General features: G+C 60.2%; 10 protein-coding genes. 5 read left to right on the top strand and 5 right to left on the bottom strand.

Translation table 11 applies throughout. The features are described from left to right. Window positions 1–121: 121 nt before the first annotated feature. On the bottom strand, window positions 122–1,498 hold the full coding sequence (locus QTA58_RS23095) for a glutamate-1-semialdehyde 2,1-aminomutase (RefSeq protein ID WP_289673283.1): 1,377 nt from the start codon (window positions 1,496–1,498) through the stop codon (window positions 122–124). A 209-nt stretch (window positions 1,499–1,707) separates the two neighbouring features. Further along, entirely contained in the window at window positions 1,708–2,445 is a 738-nt protein-coding gene (locus QTA58_RS23090) for a response regulator transcription factor (RefSeq protein ID WP_085423225.1), read from the bottom strand. A gap of 515 nt (window positions 2,446–2,960) precedes the next feature. On the opposite strand from QTA58_RS23090, the gene QTA58_RS23085 reads away from it, so the two are divergent. Further along, on the top strand, window positions 2,961–7,445 hold the full coding sequence (locus QTA58_RS23085) for a CheR family methyltransferase (RefSeq protein ID WP_289671030.1): 4,485 nt from the start codon (window positions 2,961–2,963) through the stop codon (window positions 7,443–7,445). 153 nt (window positions 7,446–7,598) lie between these two features. Further along, window positions 7,599–9,425: a glutamine--fructose-6-phosphate transaminase (isomerizing) gene (gene glmS / locus QTA58_RS23080; RefSeq protein WP_289671029.1), complete on the top strand. Its 1,827-nt coding sequence runs from the start codon at window positions 7,599–7,601 to the stop codon at window positions 9,423–9,425. Between the two features lie 26 nt (window positions 9,426–9,451). Here the strand turns inward: glmS and QTA58_RS23075 are convergent, their stop codons facing one another. The 3 genes from QTA58_RS23075 to QTA58_RS23065 form a co-directional block, all read right to left on the bottom strand. Further along, on the bottom strand, window positions 9,452–10,441 hold the full coding sequence (locus QTA58_RS23075) for a glycosyltransferase family 2 protein (RefSeq protein WP_289671027.1): 990 nt from the start codon (window positions 10,439–10,441) through the stop codon (window positions 9,452–9,454). Between the two features lie 4 nt (window positions 10,442–10,445). Then, window positions 10,446–11,930 (bottom strand): oligosaccharide flippase family protein, encoded by a 1,485-nt coding sequence (locus tag QTA58_RS23070; protein WP_289671026.1) that lies wholly within the window; start codon window positions 11,928–11,930, stop codon window positions 10,446–10,448. A gap of 109 nt (window positions 11,931–12,039) precedes the next feature. Further along, complete coding sequence (locus QTA58_RS23065; RefSeq protein WP_289671025.1) at window positions 12,040–13,278, bottom strand: polysaccharide pyruvyl transferase family protein; 1,239 nt, start codon at window positions 13,276–13,278, stop codon at window positions 12,040–12,042. 249 nt (window positions 13,279–13,527) lie between these two features. Between QTA58_RS23065 and QTA58_RS23060 the strand changes: the two genes are divergently transcribed. The 3 genes from QTA58_RS23060 (at window position 13,528) to QTA58_RS23050 (ending at window position 17,544) form a co-directional block, all read left to right on the top strand. Then, a complete protein-coding gene (locus QTA58_RS23060) occupies window positions 13,528–14,727 on the top strand; it encodes a glycosyltransferase family 4 protein (protein ID WP_289671024.1) in 1,200 nt (399 codons plus the stop codon). Between the two features lie 3 nt (window positions 14,728–14,730). Beyond that, a complete protein-coding gene (locus QTA58_RS23055) occupies window positions 14,731–16,119 on the top strand; it encodes a DUF4038 domain-containing protein (protein WP_289671023.1) in 1,389 nt (462 codons plus the stop codon). A gap of 387 nt (window positions 16,120–16,506) precedes the next feature. Beyond that, window positions 16,507–17,544: an MraY family glycosyltransferase gene (locus QTA58_RS23050; protein WP_289671022.1), complete on the top strand. Its 1,038-nt coding sequence runs from the start codon at window positions 16,507–16,509 to the stop codon at window positions 17,542–17,544. Window positions 17,545–17,627 lie beyond the last annotated feature (83 nt).

Below are 17,627 nucleotides of genomic sequence, written 5' to 3'. Positions count from 1 at the left end.
CTTGTGACGCGGAAAAGCGTATCGTTTCGTCAGAGGGCGTTGGACTGAGGAAACCGGTCGCCGCCGGCATGCGATCTGATGAGGTCTTTGCCCGCCGCTACGGCTTTCGGATGAGACCCGGTCAACCGGCGGGGCTGGCGTCGGGCTGCGGTTGCCGCGCGGCCGGCGGCTGCAGGTTGAAGCGGCGGAAGACGACATCCGAAGGCCTGCCGACCAGGTATTTTTCGACGCCGTGGTCCAGGGCTTTCTTGTAGACCCCGAGCGCCTCGTCGATGGCGTCGAGAGTTCGTTCTATGTCTTCGTCCGAATGCGTATAGCTGACGACCAGCGAGGGGGCGAGAATGCCCCGGCGGATAGTCTCCTGCAGAAACAGGGAGCGAAAAGCCTGGGAGGGCTTTCCCTCTTCATCGAGCGTCGAATAGCTGAGGCAGGCCGGATGTCCCTGGACGCCGAAGTGATGATCGAGCCCGTGGCCGGCGACGATCTGGCCGACTGCCGACCGCAAGGTGTTGCCCTGGCGGATGAGGTATTCGATAACCGGTTCGTGCCGATAGACGCGCATGGTGGCGATGGCGGCCGCCATCGCATGGGTTTCTGCGCCATGGGTTGTCGAAAGCAGGAATACGCGCGGCTTCGACGTCTCGCTCAGTCCGCCGCGCTCCATGAATTCCCGCTTCCCCGCAAGCGCTGAAATCGAAAAGCCGTTGCCCAGGGCCTTGCCGAAGCAGGAAAGGTCGGGCGTTATGTCATAGGCTTTCTGCGCGCCTCCGACATCCCATCGAAAGCCGGTGATCATCTCGTCGAGAATGAACAGGGCCCCGTTTTCGTGGCACAGCCTTCGCAGCTTGTGGAGGTAATGGTCCTTCGGTTTTTCCCCGCGCGACGGTTCGAGAATGAACGCGGCGATCCTGCCGGGATATCGGCTGAAGAGGCTCTGTGCGCTTTCGATGTCGTTGTACTGGAAGCCGACCGTCAGCTTCTGAATCACTTTCGGGATTCCCGCATTCATTTCCGTCGTGCCGATGAACCAGTCATCGGTGGAGAAGAACGGGTGGTCGCTGCAGCGGGCGATAAGATCGCGTCCCGTCACCGCCCTCGCAAGCCGTATCGCCGCAGATGTCGCATCCGAGCCGTTCTTGCAGAATTTGACCATTTCGGCCGTTGTGATCGTCTCGAGAAAGGTGGTCGCGCAATCGACCTCTATCCGGGACGGGCGCGTGAAATTGCAGCCGCGCTCCAGTTCGGCCCTCACGGCCTCGATGACATGGAAATACGCATGCCCGAGGCCGACGGCCCGGTTGCCCATCCCGTATTCGATATATTCGTTGCCGTCGACATCCCAGACGTGGCTGCCGTATCCGTTGACGATGAAGCCGGGAGAAAGGATAGGGTACTGGTCGTCTCCCTTCGCATAGGTGTGGGCACCGCCGGGGATCATCTGGCGTGCCCGCTTGCGGAGGCGGTCAGAGGTTTCAAAGTTCTGGATGAGCTTTCCCATCATATCGTGCCCCGATTGCCGATCTCGATGCCGAACTCTATCGCATCCGGGCCGAACGGGTTCATTCCGCCATTGGACGGCCGGCCTTGATCGAAAGGCTTAAGCCGAACGGCGCGGGGCGCGTCAGCAAGACGCAAGCAGCATCTGCCTGTGTCTCCACCTGACTGGCATCAGGGGAAGCAGGGGTCTAATGGAAGTATTCTCAGGATCTACTTGAATATGTCGGATACCTTGAAGATGACTTCGGTCCGGTTCCTGGCATGCAATTTCTTCATGATGTTCCGGATATGCACCTTGACCGTGCTTTCGCGAAGATTGAGCTCGTAGGCTATGATCTTATTGGGCTTCCCGCGTGTCAGCGCGTCGATCACGTCCGCCTCACGTTGCGTGAACATGGCCGTCCGCCGACGCTCCTTGTCTTCCGCCACGAGCAGCAGCTGACGCAGATCGTTCAGGTTTTCGGCCGAGATGAACGTACCTCCCGCCAGAGCCAGTGAAATGGCGCCCACGCAGACGGTCAGGCCGATCGCGGAGGAGATATATCCTCGAACGCCGGCTTCGAAAGCGCGCAGGATCTGACGAAGGTCGCGGTTTTCCGCCAAGATGACGACGGGAACATCCGGGAATTCCGAAATGAGATCCTTCAGATCGTTTATGAAGGTCTCGTTGAAGAAATCACTCCGGCCGATATTGATGAGAATGCCGGAATGCTTGGAATCCGACGTCTTTCTCCACGTATCGAGAGACTCGAACAGCTCGACGTCCATGCCGAGCCCGTGGGCGATGAGGCTTTGGGCCAGGCACTCGCGATCAAGAGCCCTGTCGTCGATAATTGCCAGTTTTGGAATATCGTGACTTACGGTCTCGGAACCCCTCATCGAGTTGACGACAGCACGATACCTGGAACCATTCGGCACATAGCCGTAACTTGGGACTGCTGTTGACATTCTTCCCCCTCGACCCTGAACAGCTGGTGACACGCCGTTTCAAGGTCCGTCTGCCTCTCACGTCATGTGGGGCGACTTACCTGCTTCTAGTTTTCGAATTTCAAGCGGAATTTCTGTCTTTGGCATGCTGTTGAAAACAGTGTTTATGGGAACGCAGCATTCTCGAATGCTTATAGTCGAACTGATTGCAGCACGTTCCTTGTCCGTCACTCTTGCAATGCGTGTGGACAAGAGGCGTATGAGAAAAAACTACTATGGTATACCGCAAGTAGGGAAGCATCGGAAAATACCTAATGTTCCGTATGCCTCTACTGATACAGTAACAGTTTTGATGCGGAAACTGCACCAAAATAGGTAAAAACAACTATTAACTTATCACAGATCACAATCGTATGACTACTTGGATAAGAGCTTACGGCTTATGGTCATATATCTATATTAAGGATTGTTGATATACCGTATCAGGGGGACGAACATAGCCGTCTGTCTTGACGGTTTGCGCGACGCCGCCGGCGATGACCGGGAAGAGGGTAAACTACTGTTTACCGGCCTGCCGAAAGCTCGGCTTCATGAGCGTTCACGGCAGGGCCCATCACGACATCAAGCGAGAATCAAGCATGGTAAAACGCCGGCTCGCCGAAAGAAGAAAGCCGGCTCTGTCCGGCAGAAAATCGGGCGGACGTTCGCATGGCCTTGCAACGGAGTTCGTGATAGACTTCGAGATAGTTGGTATCGGAGCATCCTCCCGGGGATTGGATACAGTAAAGGCACTGCTGAGAACTTTGCCCGATCGGACCGGCTGTGCATTCATACTTGTGCAGCACGCTGATCTGACATCTGAGAATACCTTGGCGGAATTGTCGTCGGCTGAGACCTCGATGAAAGTGGTTCAGGCGACGGACGGCATCGCCCTCAAGCCTGAGCATGTCTATGTCGCTTCGCCGGGATTCTACATATCGGCTGGGGCGAACGGACTTCATCTCACGGCAACAACGCGGGATCATGATGAGACGCATCGGCCATTCGATTTCCTATTGCATTCCATGGCTCGCGAATGTGGCTCGCATGCGGTCGCGATCCTGCTGGCCGGAACGGGAGCCGACGGTTTCGCTGCCGCCGGCTCGATAAGGAATGCCGGGGGGCTCGTCATGATGCAGGAGCCGGGGGAGGCCGGGTTCGACGAAATGCACCGCAATGCGATCAGATCGGCGATCGATGCGATCGTGCTGCCGGTCGCGAGGATGCCGGAGGCGATTGCAAATCACGTGGCGGTGGGACGCACCCGCCCTGGTGTATCGGTCGCGACGGACGGTATGATACCTCTGACGGAGATCATCGACCTGCTGCGGACAGCCGGTGCCAACGATTTCTCCTCCTACAAGCGCGGAATTCTGAAGCGGCGTGTCGAAAAGCGGCTTGCTGCTCTCGGAATACCGCTTGAAGAGATGGACAGATACATTTCCAGGCTGAAGGAGAGCGAGGAAGAGCGCCGGCATCTCGCCAAGGATCTGCTCGTAAACCTGACCGGATTCTTTCGCGACGCGCAGGTATTCCGGTTCTTGCGGGAGAAAGTCATTCCCGACCTGCTTCTCGGCAAGGGGCCGGACGACACGGTCCGCATCTGGATCGCCGGCTGCAGCACCGGCGAAGAGGCCTATTCCCTGGCAATCCTCTTCCTCGAACGCATCGAAGCCATGGGCGTGCCCATGAAGCTCCAGGTCTTCGCTTCGGATGCCGATGCCGATGCCGTGGCCTTTGCGAGAGAAGGGCATTACCCTCCCAACGCCGTTGAATCCGTTCCGCCGGAACTGCTGCAGTCCTATTTCACGAAAGACGAAACCGGATACGGAGTCACGGCAGAGCTGCGCGCTGCCATTGTCTTTGCCGTTCAGAACGTCCTGAGCGATCCGCCCTTCTCGCATATCGATCTCGTTTCCTGCCGCAACCTGCTGATCTATCTCGAGGCGGATGCGCAGGCGAAGGCGCTGGCCCTGTTCGGCTTCGCGTTACGCGAAAATGGTGTCCTGGTGCTTGGAACATCCGAGACGGTCGGCAGGATGGCCGACAGTTTCGAGGTCATTTCAAAACCCCAGCGGATCTACCGGCGGGTGGAACATTCAAGATCGGGAAAGCTTCGCCTCAATACCGCTCCCGCCGATAATGGCCGGTTGCGAGCATCTCCTGGCCGCACGACTTCGGCATCCCTGGGCAAATCCCCGGTCGAGACTTTCCACCGCGCTTTGCTGGACCGCTATGCGCCGGCGGCGCTGCTCATCAACGGACGATACGAATATCTCTACTCGACCGGCCCGATCGCCAAATTCCTTCACATCGCGCCGGGGCCGGCGTCCCACGATCTCTTCGCGATCACTCCGAAGGCCCTTCACAACAAGATCAGAGCCGCGATCCACCGCGCAAGACAGGATCGGCAGCGCTTTGTCGCAAGAGGCGCAAGTATAGAAAACAACGGTGCCGAGATACATTTCGGCATTCATGTCGAGCCGGTACCCGCAGGGGACGAAGATTATTTTCTGGTCTGCTTCGTCGAAGACACCGCGCCGGATCGCAGGGGGGAACCGCAGGAAGCCGCTCCACCTGGCGACACGATCCGGGCTGCCGAACTCGAGATCGAGCTCGAAGAAACGCGGGCCGAACTGCAGGCGGCCATCCGCAACCTCGAAATCGCAAGCGAGGAGCAGAAGATCATCAATGCCGAAGCGTTTTCTCTGACCGAGGAATATCAGTCAGCCAATGAAGAGCTCGTGACTTCCAAGGAGGAGTTGCAGTCTTTGAACCAGGAGCTGGCATCTGCCAACAACCGGCTGCAAGAAGCCCTGGAACGTCAGCGGGCGATTTCGAAAGAGGTGGAGAATGTTCTCCACGGCATGGACGTCGCCACGCTCTATCTCGACAACGCGCTGAATATCCGCCTTTTCACACCTGCGGCGCAATCGCTCTTCAGCATAATTGCCTCCGATATCGGCCGGCCGCTTAGCGATCTTACCACGCTGACGAACGATGGGACGCTGGAGGCCGATGCCCTCGACGCCCTCAAGAGCGAGGGCACCGTCGAACGGGAGGTGAATGCGGGTGACGGCAGGTGGTATATCCGTCGAATAAAACCCTTTCGTGCCCAGGATGGCCGGATCGAAGGGGTTGTGGTCACTCTCGTCGACGTGAGCATTCAAAAGCAGATTTCCGAGGACAGGGAGGCGGCAAAGAAGTCTGCCGAACTGGCCAGCGCCGCGAAATCCCACTTCCTGGCCGCCGCCAGCCACGATCTTCGCCAACCTTTGCAGACGCTGAAGCTTCTCCAGGGACTGTTGGAAAAAAACGTCGAAGACGAGCACTCGCGGACCCTTGTTCTGCGAATGGAAGAGACGCTCGCGTCCATGTCGGCCATTCTCAGTACCGTCTTGGACATCAACCAGATCGAAGCCGGTACGGTGCAGCCGAGGTTTGAAAGCTTCGCGATCGGCGATCTGCTGCTGCGGATGCGGCGGGAATTCTCTTATCCGGCGCAGGCAAAGGGGCTCAAGCTGCGGGTAATACCTTCAGCGCTTGCCGTCCGCACCGATCCCCAGCTCTTGGAGCAGATCATCCGCAATCTTCTCTCGAACGCGCTCAAATATACGCTGACCGGAAGGATCCTGCTCGGCTGCCGGCGGCGCGGCGGGAAGCTTCGGCTTGAGGTCTGGGATACCGGGATCGGGATTCCGAAAAATCAGATCGGAAACATCTTCAACGAATATTATCAGCTCGATATGTCCGCTCGGCGCGGGGATCGCGGACTGGGATTGGGACTGTCGATCGTCAAGCGACTGAGCGATCTGCTCGGATTGAAGCTCTCGATACGCTCGCATCCGCAGAAGGGATCGGTTTTCTCGGTCGAGATCGATCGTGTCACCAATGGCCAGCCTCTCGTGGCATTGCCGTCGTCGGGGACGCGAGCCGAGCAGGACCGGCCTTCTCCGGCGGCTTCCATCCTGATTGTCGAGGACGAGGATGCGGTGCGCGAATTGCTGAAAATGGGCCTGGAACAGGCCGGGCACGCCGTTGCGACCGCGGCCAACGCTCTGGAAGCGGTGAGGCTCGTCAGGCAGGGTGACTTCACCCCGGATATCGTCCTCGCCGACTACAACATTTCATCCGCAATGGACGGTCTTGCGGCGATCGAGAACATACGGAGCATTCTCAACCGTCAGATTCCGGGCCTCATACTGACGGGCGACATATCGAGCCATGCACTCGACAAATATGCCGATTACAACATTCCGCATCTCAACAAGCCCGTGAAGCTGAGCGAGGTCGTCCACGCGATCGACGACCTCCTCGCACAGTCGGAAAAAAGGGATGCAGCGGAGGACGACGGCAAAGCCGGGCGAACGGAAGCGCTTCCTCGGCCGTTGATCGAGATCGTCGACGACGAACAAGGCGTCCGCAACAATATCCGTGCTCTTTTCGAAAATGTGGGCTGGGAAGTCCTGACCTACGCCAGTGCGGAGGACTTTCTCGCCAGCTATGATCCGGATAGGGCAAACTGCCTGATATTGGATGCGTATCTGCCGGGCATGAGCGGCCTCGATCTGTTGCGGAAACTGGAAGAGAAGCAGCATCGGTTTCCGGTCGTCGTCATTACCGGCCACAGCGATATCCATATGGCCGTCGACGCGATGAAGCACGGAGCCGCGGATTTTCTCGAAAAGCCGTTTTCCTTCGAAGAAATCCAGCTCAGCGTCCGCACCGCGCTCGAGCACGTGCGTGGTACCAGCCACCGTTCCGCCCGGCGCGAGGCAGCGCGCGCTGCGCTTACGACTTTGACCCGCAGACAGCGGGAGATCCTGGACAGAATTCTTCTGGGGCAGCCGAACAAGATCATCGCCGCGGAGCTGGGCCTCAGTCAGCGGACCGTCGAAAACCACCGCGCTTCGATCATGCGCAGAACAGGCTCGGCGTCCTTGCCGGCCCTGCTGAGGCTTGTGGTCACGGCAGAAGAATAGCTTGCGGCTAGCTCCCACATTTTCCGGGATTGTCCCTTACATCGAAAGTACTAGCGCAATGGGCGCCGGCATCGAAGGTTGCGGTAGGCTTCCGGCGATGGCCGATTAAAATCTCGATACTGACGCCGTGGCAATGTCGAGAGGGACCGCCGCATGTGTGGTATCGTGGGAATTGTCGGAGTTGAGCCGGTCGCAGCGCGGCTTGTCGATGCTTTGAAGCGGCTGGAATACCGGGGCTATGATTCAGCCGGGATCGCCACCATTCATGACGGGCTGATGGAGCGGCGGCGTGCCCCGGGAAAGCTCTGCAATCTGCAGCATCGTCTCGATGCGGACCCTCTTCACGGGACGACGGGCATGGGCCATACCCGATGGGCGACGCACGGGGTGCCGAACGAAACCAATGCGCATCCGCACTTCGCCGACGGGATATGCGTCGTTCACAACGGCATCATCGAAAACTTTTTCGCGCTCCGCCAGGAGCTGGCGGAGAGCGGTGCGGTTTTTGAGACCCAGACCGATACGGAAGTCGTCGCGCATCTGATGGCAAGCTATCTGCGTCGGGGGCTGGAGCCGAAGGCTGCGATGCTCGCCATGCTGCGCCGCCTCAAGGGGGCCTATGCGCTCGCCATCATGCTGAAAGGCGACCCCGGCAGGATCATGGCGGCGCGCTCCGGTCCTCCGCTTGCGATCGGCCACGGCAAGGGCGAGATGTTCCTCGGGTCGGACGCGATCGCGCTCGCTCCCTTTACCGACGAAATCACATATCTGGCGGACGGCGATTGTGCCGTCATCACGCGCGACGAGGCGATCGTCATCGATTTCCAGGGGGAGCCCGTCACGCGCCCCCGCCAGGCCATCCAGGCCTCGGCCTGCCTGATCGACAAAGGCAATCACCGCCATTTCATGGAAAAGGAGATATACGAGCAGCCCGAAGCCATTTCCCATGTGCTCGGCCGCTATGTCGACTTCGCGTCGAACACGATCAGGGTCGAGAAGATGGGGATGGATTTCGGGACCATTTCCGGGCTCGCGATTTCGGCGTGCGGCACTGCCTTCCTCGCGGGGGCGACCGGCCGGTACTGGTTCGAGCGCTATGCCTCCCTGCCGGTCGAAATCGATGTGGCGTCCGAATTCCGCTATCGCCACATTCCGGTTTCTTCAAGCCAGGGCGCGCTCTTCATTTCCCAATCGGGGGAGACCGCCGATACGCTCGCGTCGCTGCATTACTGCAAGGAAAAGGGCCTGAAGATCGGCGCGGTCGTCAACGTCACGGAATCGACGATCGCCAGGGAAGCGGATGCGGTCTTTCCGATCCTGGCAGGCCCGGAAATCGGCGTCGCGTCGACGAAGGCATTCACCTGCCAGCTCGCCGTGCTGGCCTGCATGGCGATTGCCGCCGGCCGTATCAGAGGGACGATCGACGGGTGGGAGGAACAGCGGCTGGTTCGCCACCTGACCGAAATGCCGCGCATCATGAGCGAGGTCCTCGGCCGCATTCAGCCGCAGATCGACGACCTTGCCCGCCAGCTGGCGGGCTGCAAGGACGTTCTCTACATCGGCCGCGGCACCAGCTATCCGTTGGCTATGGAAGGGGCGCTGAAGCTCAAGGAGATTTCCTATATCCATGCGGAAGGCTATGCCGCCGGCGAGCTGAAGCATGGGCCGATCGCGCTGATCGACGAGAACATGCCGGTGATCGTCATCGCGCCGCATGATCGCTTCTTCGAAAAGACGGTCTCCAACATGCAGGAAGTCGCCGCGCGCGGCGGGCGCATCATCTTCATCACGGACGAGAAGGGAGCGGAGGCGTCGCCGCTCGCAGCCTCCGCAAACATCGTGCTGCCGAATGTCGACGAGATTATCGCGCCGATGATCTTCTCGCTCCCGATCCAGTTGCTGGCCTATCAGACAGCCGTCCTGATGGGCACGGATGTGGACCAGCCGCGCAATCTTGCGAAATCCGTCACGGTCGAGTGAGGTCGCAGCGCGAAGAGCGGGAACGTTCACGAGACGTAGCGTTTCGATGCCACGCCACGGCCGGCAAGGAAAGAGCCTATTCTGCGAAGCGTATCCGGCCGGTTCACCAGATAGCCGACCGGTGGGATCAAGGCCGTGGCCGGTGAGAGACGGAAGGCGAGCTTGAAGAGATCGGCCGCCTCGCCATCGCGGCGGATAAGGTGGGATACGCCCGACCAGTAGGCACGATTGGCAATCCCTCGCTGTGCGAGGCGCCGCATCGCGCGGCTGCCTTCCATGCTTCCGCCTTCATGATCGAAGAAACTCTTGGCGGCAGCGGCGGTGTGGAGGATGTGCTGTATCTGGTGCGCCCAAAGCTCGGTCGACCGGTTGGCGTCATGCGAGCGGATGCCGGCCTGGATGCAGTCGAGCTCCGCGACCGGCCCGTGCATCGCCAGCCGCAGCCAGACTTCGTAGTCGTCGCTGTGAGGCAGTTCCGTGCGGTAATGGCCGGCGCGTTTCTGCACGCTCGTCCTGACGACGATGGACGGTCCCGGTATCTGGAACACGCCCAATCGGCAGAAGCGCTTGATGAACGCCCGGCTTTGGTGGAGGCGGAACGGTGCCGGATCCGGCTGCGGCGGAATTTGCGGAATTGCCGCGCTGCCTTTCACCGAAACGTCCCGGCCATAGGCGAAGGCGATCGTCTTGTCCGCCTCCATGATGTCGATCGCCCGTTTCAGGGCGCCGGGAACGAGGAAGTCGTCCGAAAACATCAGAAGGAAATAGTCCGCTTCGGCCCAATCGATACCCTGGTTGAAGGAGGCGTGCGTTCCAAGGTTCTCCGTCCGCAGGACGAGTTCGACACGGGGGTCTCTCGCAAGCGACCGGGCGATCTCGGCGCTGTCGTCGGTCGAGGCGTTGTCTATGATCAGGACGCGGATTGTGACTGCCTCCTGGTTCAGGATGCTTTCGACGCAGGCCCGCAGATACCTGCCGTAATTGTAATTCGGGACGACGACGTCGATGTTGGTCATCGGTTCATGCTCCCGCCGTCAGGAACCGCCGGCGCAGCCAGACTGTCGCAGCCACGATCGCGTGCAGGACCAGTTGTACTTCCGCCAGGAAGGGATGTTTGACGGTCACGAGGCCGAGAAGCCATCCGAGGGCGGCGCAAAAGAGGGTAAGGCCGAACTGGAGAAGGCTCATCTCCGTATTCCCGCCGTTCGCGACCAGCAGTGCAAGCGGCCCGACGAGGGTGAGCAGCGTGACGAGCATGCTCGGAAAAACGGCCGCCAGGAGTTCGGCGACGGTAAAATTCAGATGTTTCTTGGCGAAATAGAGGGCGATCAGCATTTGCGCCGGCAGCGAGATGAACTGGCTGAGCGCCATGGCCACAACGCTGTACATGCTCGCGCTGCAGAGTGCCATGGCGGCCACGCTGCGTGAAAACAGGCTCGACAGGAAGGCATCCCGATTGTGCCCGAGCGCGAGCAGCAGCGGATTGGTGACGATGACGGCGAACCAGAAGACGGCGGCCAGCGCCATGAGGCGCACGAGCAGGATCGCTCCCTCCCATTGAGATCCGAGGATGAGGTGGACGACCGGATCGGCGGTCACCGCGATCATGAGGACGCCGGGCCAATAGAGGACCGAAAGGTAGCTGAGCGTGTTCAGATAGGCGCGCTTGATGTTCTTGCCTTCCCGCACGCTGGCGGCGAGCGTCGGAAAGGCCATTGCGTAGAAGGCCGACATGATGATGCGGTCGGGAATGCCGCAGACGGTATTCGCCCTGTTGTAGAATCCGACGGACGTCATCGACATGACCTTGCCGAGGATCAATTGGGGAACCGTCTCATAGATGCGGTCGACGGCCTGGGACGCACCCTTGAAGGAGCCGAATGTGAAGACGACCTTCCATGAGGCCAGGCTTGGTCTGCATATCGAGAACAGGGAATGGGGGGTGACGAAGGCCGTCAGCGCCGCGAGTGTGATCGCGCTCGCAAGCATGCCCCAGCCGTAGCTCACATAGCCGAAGTCGAGCATTCCGAGGATGACCGTGGTCAGTGCCGAGACGAGCAGCGAGACCGTCCTGATGTTGGCGAGCGTACCGAATGCCATCTCGCGCCTGAGAACCGCGATGACCGGCTGCGAGATCACTTCCGCGAAGGCCGACATCATGACGAGAAACAGGAAGAACGGCAGTTCTGGCGAATCGTAGAATGCCGCGATCTTTCCGGAGACGGCCATCAGCCCGATGGTGACCAGGACCGTGATCCCAAAAAGGGTCGTGAAGGACGTACGGAGATCCTTTTCGTCGATTTCCGCTTTCTGGATCAGGAATTCCGGGGTCACGAATTCCCTGAGCGACAGGGCGATCGCGCCGATACCGAGACCCGTCACCGCATGCCCGACGGCATCCGGTGTCAACAATCGCGCCATCGTTGCCACAACCGTGACATTGATGATCAGAGCCAGATATTGCTCTATCGATGACATGATGAATGCGCGGCGGGGGGTGCTCATTCGCCGCTCCGAGATTTGGGGAACCTTGCCGTCCGACGGCTGCCGGTTCTTTTCCTAAGCTGATGCATTTCAAGGACTCCGGGGCACTCGAGGGTTGGTATGCGGCATTCTAAACGTGGTTTCGTACTCGCCCCGGCAGGTCGGGTGCTTGAAGAGCAAGCAACTGCTCGCCCAGGACCTGCTGTTGTTCGAGAAGCTGAGCTTGCCAGCGTTCATTCATGAGGTTGATCTGGTGTTTGACCGTCTCGCGATTGTCGAGGAGCTCGCGAAAGGCGGCGGCAAGCTCGTCCACTTCGAACGTTTCTATATGCTTGCAATATCTCTCCTGGTGGAAATCACCCATGAGATCGTCGTTCTTCCTCGCATAGCCGAGCGATATCGTCGGCCGGTCGAGCTTCAGCGAGCAGACGAGGTTGTGATAGCGAGAGACGACCGCCAGATCGACTTTGGAGATCTGCCTCATGATGTCGTGGAGCGATCCCGCGGAACCGATCTCGACCCGGGATAGATCCTCTTCTCCGACCATCGCCGCGAGCCGGTCGAAAACATCGTCGCATGCCTGCCGATCGGTCACGTCGCCCATGAGAAGGCTGACGCGATGCCCGTCTTCGAGCAGCCGGCGAATGAAGGTGGAGATTTTCTGGATGTAGTTCTCGTAGATCGCATCCGCCCGCGGGTTGTTTGCCCGCCATCCCCGGTAATGCATGATGCCGACGCCCACGCATAAACCGTCGCGGGCGGAGCGTTCCGGACCTGGCGGAGGAGCGGGGAGGGCGAAGGCGATATCCGGATAGCGGCGATCGTTGGAGACGTCGATCCCGAGCCCTCTCATGAATTCCAGCGAATAATTGTCGCGATAGGACCGGTAAGAGGCCATCTTTGCGGCAGACCGGAGGAACCAGCGGCTGAGCCGCCCTTTGATGGGACCGGCGCCGATGCTGACGAAGGCGACCTTGGTTCGGCAGACCCGGGCGACGAGGCACCAGCAGAAGATCACGAACGGCCAGCCGAACGCCTTTTCCTGAAAATCGTCGAGGATGCCGGTTCCCGGAATGATCATCAAATCGAAACCGTGCAGATGTGCGATCGAAATGAAGAGCAGCGCGATCCGGCGCGGCAGCTTCAAGAGGACCTTGTCGATGGCCTTGGCCCAGGGAGAGGAAAGGAGTGGGCCGCCAACGCTCATGGACCGGATATCGTAGCGGGCTTCGATGACCGCCGGATTGGAACAGATGCAGACGAGCTCGGCGTCCGGCCGCAGCCTGCGCAGGTAGATGAGCATCGCCTCCAGCGATCCGTCATTGCCGGAGTTGCCGGAACCGAATTGTCCGAGCAGGCTGATTTTCATCGGATGTCCATGGCCTGAGGCTGTGCCCTGGGATATCGGGCTCACCCAGCACTGATACCGGTTCCGCAAAACGCAACCCACATCGCAATTCGGCTGAAGCGATACCCCAAACGACTACGCGCCTTTGCTGCCATCCTTCTAAGGATGAAGCGGCTTAACCCAGCATTCGACTACCGCCCGGTGGCCCAGCTTCTACTATCCGGAACAGGTGCGGGCGTGCCGAGTCCGCGCAAGGAGAGGCCGTGAGAAATGAAATTCGCCTATTTTGTTCTTCCGCACGTCGGCGGCACCTATTCCGTCTTCAAAAGCCTTCGCTCCGGTCTGGCGGACTATGGGATCGATGTTCGATGGCTCGGCATATGCGAGGACGGATACGAGCTGCCGGCGGCGATGCGGGAGGAGAATTCTCTCGGGCAATTGCTGAAGATGCCGGCCTCGCTCGCCGAAGGCGCCTGTGCGAAACGAATGGCGGAAGCCATCGAGAGCGGCGGTTTTGACGGGGTCATCATCAACGTTCTGGGCGACAGGCTGCAGACCAATATCGCCCGGTACCTGCCCGAGCACATTCTTCGCATTCTGGTCGTCCACAACATCACGCCCGGCACCTATGCCGCCGCAAGATCGATCCGCGACTATGCCCATGCGACGATCGGGGTATCGGAACGCTGCTGCGCCGACCTGATCGAACGCTACGGTTTTCCCGCCGACCGCACCTACGCGATCGCGAATTCGGTGGATACCGCCGCCTTCAGCGAAAAGGCCCGCCATCGCGTGCGTCCGGGACCGCAGCTGCGAACCCTCTTCGTGGGCCGGATCGAGGACGCGTCCAAAGGCGTCCTGTGGCTTCGGGAAATTCTCGACGGCCTGCCTGAGACGGTCTCGCTGAGCGTCGTCGGAGACGGTCCCGACATGAAGAAGCTCAAACGGCGGCTCGCGAGCCATTGGAGACGGGTGGACTATTTCGGCGCCGTTTCGCCGGCGAGGATTCCGGCGATCATGACGGAGCATGACGTGCTGCTTATGCCGTCCCGCTACGAAGGTCTGCCCATGACCCTGATCGAGGCCATGGTGGCCGGCTGCGTGCCGGTCGTTTCCTATATCAGGGGCGTCACCGATACGGTCGTGGAAAGCGGAAAGAACGGGATCCTTTTTCCCGTCGGAAACTACACGGCCGCCGCGAATGCCGTGTCGCGCCTTCACCAGGACCGCGACCTGCTCGAACGCATGTCGGTGGCGGCGCGCGAGGCGGTCCCGCGACGCTACAGCATCGAGAGGATGGCGGATCATTATTACGACGTCATAAAGTCGGCAATGACGGAGCGGCCGAGGCTGCCGCCGGTGCTCGATATCGACGGCTGGTCGATTCCCGCCGGACTCCGGCCCGGTCTGCGCACCTACGTTCCTCTTCCGCTGAAAAACTGGCTTCGCGTCGTCCGCGAGCGGCTCTGAACCATGAAACGCTATCTTCCATATCCCGGACGCCGCCTCCAGGGCATATGGACGGTCTATCAGGCGCGCCGCGTCTTCATGCAGGTCTCCGTCGGTTCCTGCCTGCTGTTCTTCCTGACCGCTTTCGCGCTTGCGCAGGAGTTCGAGTTCCCGCTTCGAGCGCCCCAGGGCACTCACCATCTGGAGGACAGCCAGGGCAGGCCGTTTCTCATCTCCGGCGATAGCGCCTGGTCGCTGATTGCGGATCTCTCCTTGAGCGACGCGGTGCTCTATCTCGAAACAAGAAAGCGGCAGGGCTTCAACACGATCCTGACATCGCTGATCGAGCACAAATTCGCGCGCAATGCGCCGGCAAATTCCAGCGGCGACGCGCCGTTTCTTGGAACCGCGTTCGAGACGCCGAACGAGGCCTATTTCGAAAAGGCCGAGGCCATCATCAAGGCGGCATCGAGACGCAATCTCCTCGTCCTCCTTTATCCGGCATATCTTGGCGCCGCGGGCGGACCGGAAGGCTGGTATCAGGAAATGGTCAGCGCGGGGCCGGAAAAGCTGAAGGACTATGGGCGATACGTCGCCCGTCGCTTCGCCGCGTATCCGAACATCATCTGGGTCCAGGGCGGGGATTACGATCCGCCCGACAAGGCGCTGGTGACGGCCGTTGCCGAAGGGATCGCGGAGGTTGCGCCCGACGCGCTACAGACCGTTCACACCAACCGCGATACCGTCAGCAGCGTCTACTGGCAGGGCGCGGACTGGCTCGATATCGATACCGTATACACCTACGGGGATGTCGCGGAGGCCGTTCTGGCACGCTATCGGTCCGGACCCCAGCGCCCCTTCTTCCTTCTGGAGGGAAAATACGAGGGCGAGCATGGCGTCAACGAGCGTGAAGTTCGCCTGATCGCCTACGGCGCGCTTCTTTCCGGCGCCGGCGGCCAGATGTTCGGCAACAATCCCATCTGGCATTTTTCGGCTCCGGGACTCCAGCCAGCGTCGGAAACGTGGGAACAGGCTCTTTTCAGCCGCGGCGCCCAAAGCCTGATGCAGCTCGGCAAGCTCTTCGCCGAACTGGACTGGTGGAGGCTGGTGCCCGATCAGGGCCTGCTGCTGAAGGCGGCGGAAGGCGGCGAACATCACAGGGCGCTTGCGGCCCGCGATACGGACGGATCATTCGCGATGATCTACGTCATCGACGCCGACAATATAACGATCGATCTCGGCAGCTTACCCGGCGGCGAAAAGCTGCTTCGGTGGTACGATCCGTCCAGCGGCGTCTTTGCCGAGGATGCGGAGCCGCTTGGCGGCGATCCGGTCAAGAAAGTCGCCGTCCCCGATGCGACCAACAGCTCCGGCTTCCGTGACTGGGTGGCCATCCTGTCCAACAATTTCTAGGCGTTTCAACGGCTGTTTCCGGGTCGTGTTCCCATACACGAGGAAGCCTTCTCCAACGGGTGGTGCGGGGAGCGAAACCGCGCGGCGGTTACGCCTTTTGAGGCCGAAATCTCCATAAGAATTAGAGGGGTAGGCGTTCCCGGCGATACCTCCTCCCTATGAGGGAGAGCATTGCGCCCTTTGCTCGCGTACCAGCCTCCGTCGAGGTTTCCTAGGATCATTGCGAAGTCGGGTGCGGTCGACCGACCCGTGCCACTCCGCTGCAAGGGGTTCAGGATGTCCGGGCTATTTGCTAATACCATCGCCACATTCGTATTGGGCGTTTCATTGGTTGTCATTTTGCGAAGTCTGGCCGTAACCTTTCAACTTGTCGACCGGCCGGATGCCGTGAGGAAACGCCATAGGGGTACAATTCCGCTCTGCGGGGGGATCGCGATATTCACCGCTTTCGCGGTTGCCTCCTTCATCCAGGATGGACCTGATCTGTTCGGATTGAATTTCTGGCTGGGCCTGCTGGTCATCACCTTGATCGGCGTCGTGGACGACCGCATGCCCCTTCCTGCCGTCGGCCGCCTCATCATGCAACTGGCGATGGCCGTCACCTTCGTCGGGGGCACGGACATAGGCTCGCTGTCGCTGGGCGTTCTGCTTTCGGGGAATGGTCCGCTGTTGCTGCCGCTGTTTTACTTCATCGGTGTCCTGTTCGTGACCGGGCTCGTGAATTCGTGGAACATGCTCGACGGTGTCGACGGATTGGCAGGCGGCGTGGCGGCGGTCGCCCTGATCTGGCTGATGATCATCGCAGGGTCGGAGGGGATGACGGAGTTCATTCCTTCGCTCGAGACGCTCTTCATCTGCCTCTGCGCATTTCTGGTCTTCAACATGAGAAGCCCGTGGCGTGCCCGCGCCAGCGTGTTCCTGGGAGACGCCGGCAGCACCGCTCTCGGAGCGACCATCGCCTACGTCATCCTTCTCCTGGCGACCAGGAGCAGCGCCGTTTCCTTCCCGGCACTGCTGTGGGTGGTGATCGTTCCGGTCGTCGATACCCTGAGCCTGATCGTCCGCCGGTTCCTTGCCCATCGCAGTCCGATGTCGGCCGACCGCTGGCATCTCCATCATCTGCTGCTCGACCATGGCCTGACACCGGCCGCGACAACCAACAGCCTGATGGCGGCGTCGGCGATCTGCGGCGGTATCGGATATGTCGGAACTCTGTTGAACGTGCCCGGAGAGATAATGGCGATGGGGCTCATCGTGCCGATCGTGGTCCATACGTCATTCGTGCTTGCTGCTACCGGCTACCTGACGAGGGCGCGGCTCAACCGGACTGGATCGGGCTTGCGTTCGGACGGTGCGGAGGCGCTTGGCGGCGCCTCGCGCACGACGGTTTTCAAGAGGGTCGGCGATGCCGATCTTGAAAGATGACGGATCGTATCCCGATGAAACGCCGCCCTGTGCGAGGTAAGGATTCCGCACGGCCGGGACACGCTCGTGCGACTGCATTTCAA

This window comes from Neorhizobium sp. CSC1952 (genome assembly GCF_030378245.1).
In the GTDB taxonomy this organism is placed as follows: Bacteria; Pseudomonadota; Alphaproteobacteria; order Rhizobiales; family Rhizobiaceae; genus Neorhizobium; species Neorhizobium oryzae_A.
Note: the sequence above shows the minus strand (reverse complement) of the source record. Positions and strands in the feature narration are given on the sequence as shown.

Excerpts from the sequence above, each read along its gene's own strand:
- QTA58_RS23095 (WP_289673283.1), bottom strand. The coding sequence starts at position 1,498 with ATGGGAAAGCTCATCCAGAACTTTGAAACCTCTGACCGCCTCCGCAAG.
- QTA58_RS23090 (WP_085423225.1), bottom strand. The coding sequence starts at position 2,445 with ATGTCAACAGCAGTCCCAAGTTACGGCTATGTGCCGAATGGTTCCAGG.
- QTA58_RS23085 (WP_289671030.1), top strand. The coding sequence starts at position 2,961 with ATGACCGGGAAGAGGGTAAACTACTGTTTACCGGCCTGCCGAAAGCTC.
- glmS (WP_289671029.1), top strand. The coding sequence starts at position 7,599 with ATGTGTGGTATCGTGGGAATTGTCGGAGTTGAGCCGGTCGCAGCGCGG.
- QTA58_RS23075 (WP_289671027.1), bottom strand. The coding sequence starts at position 10,441 with ATGACCAACATCGACGTCGTCGTCCCGAATTACAATTACGGCAGGTAT.
- QTA58_RS23070 (WP_289671026.1), bottom strand. The coding sequence starts at position 11,930 with ATGAGCACCCCCCGCCGCGCATTCATCATGTCATCGATAGAGCAATAT.
- QTA58_RS23065 (WP_289671025.1), bottom strand. The coding sequence starts at position 13,278 with ATGAAAATCAGCCTGCTCGGACAATTCGGTTCCGGCAACTCCGGCAAT.
- QTA58_RS23060 (WP_289671024.1), top strand. The coding sequence starts at position 13,528 with ATGAAATTCGCCTATTTTGTTCTTCCGCACGTCGGCGGCACCTATTCC.
- QTA58_RS23055 (WP_289671023.1), top strand. The coding sequence starts at position 14,731 with ATGAAACGCTATCTTCCATATCCCGGACGCCGCCTCCAGGGCATATGG.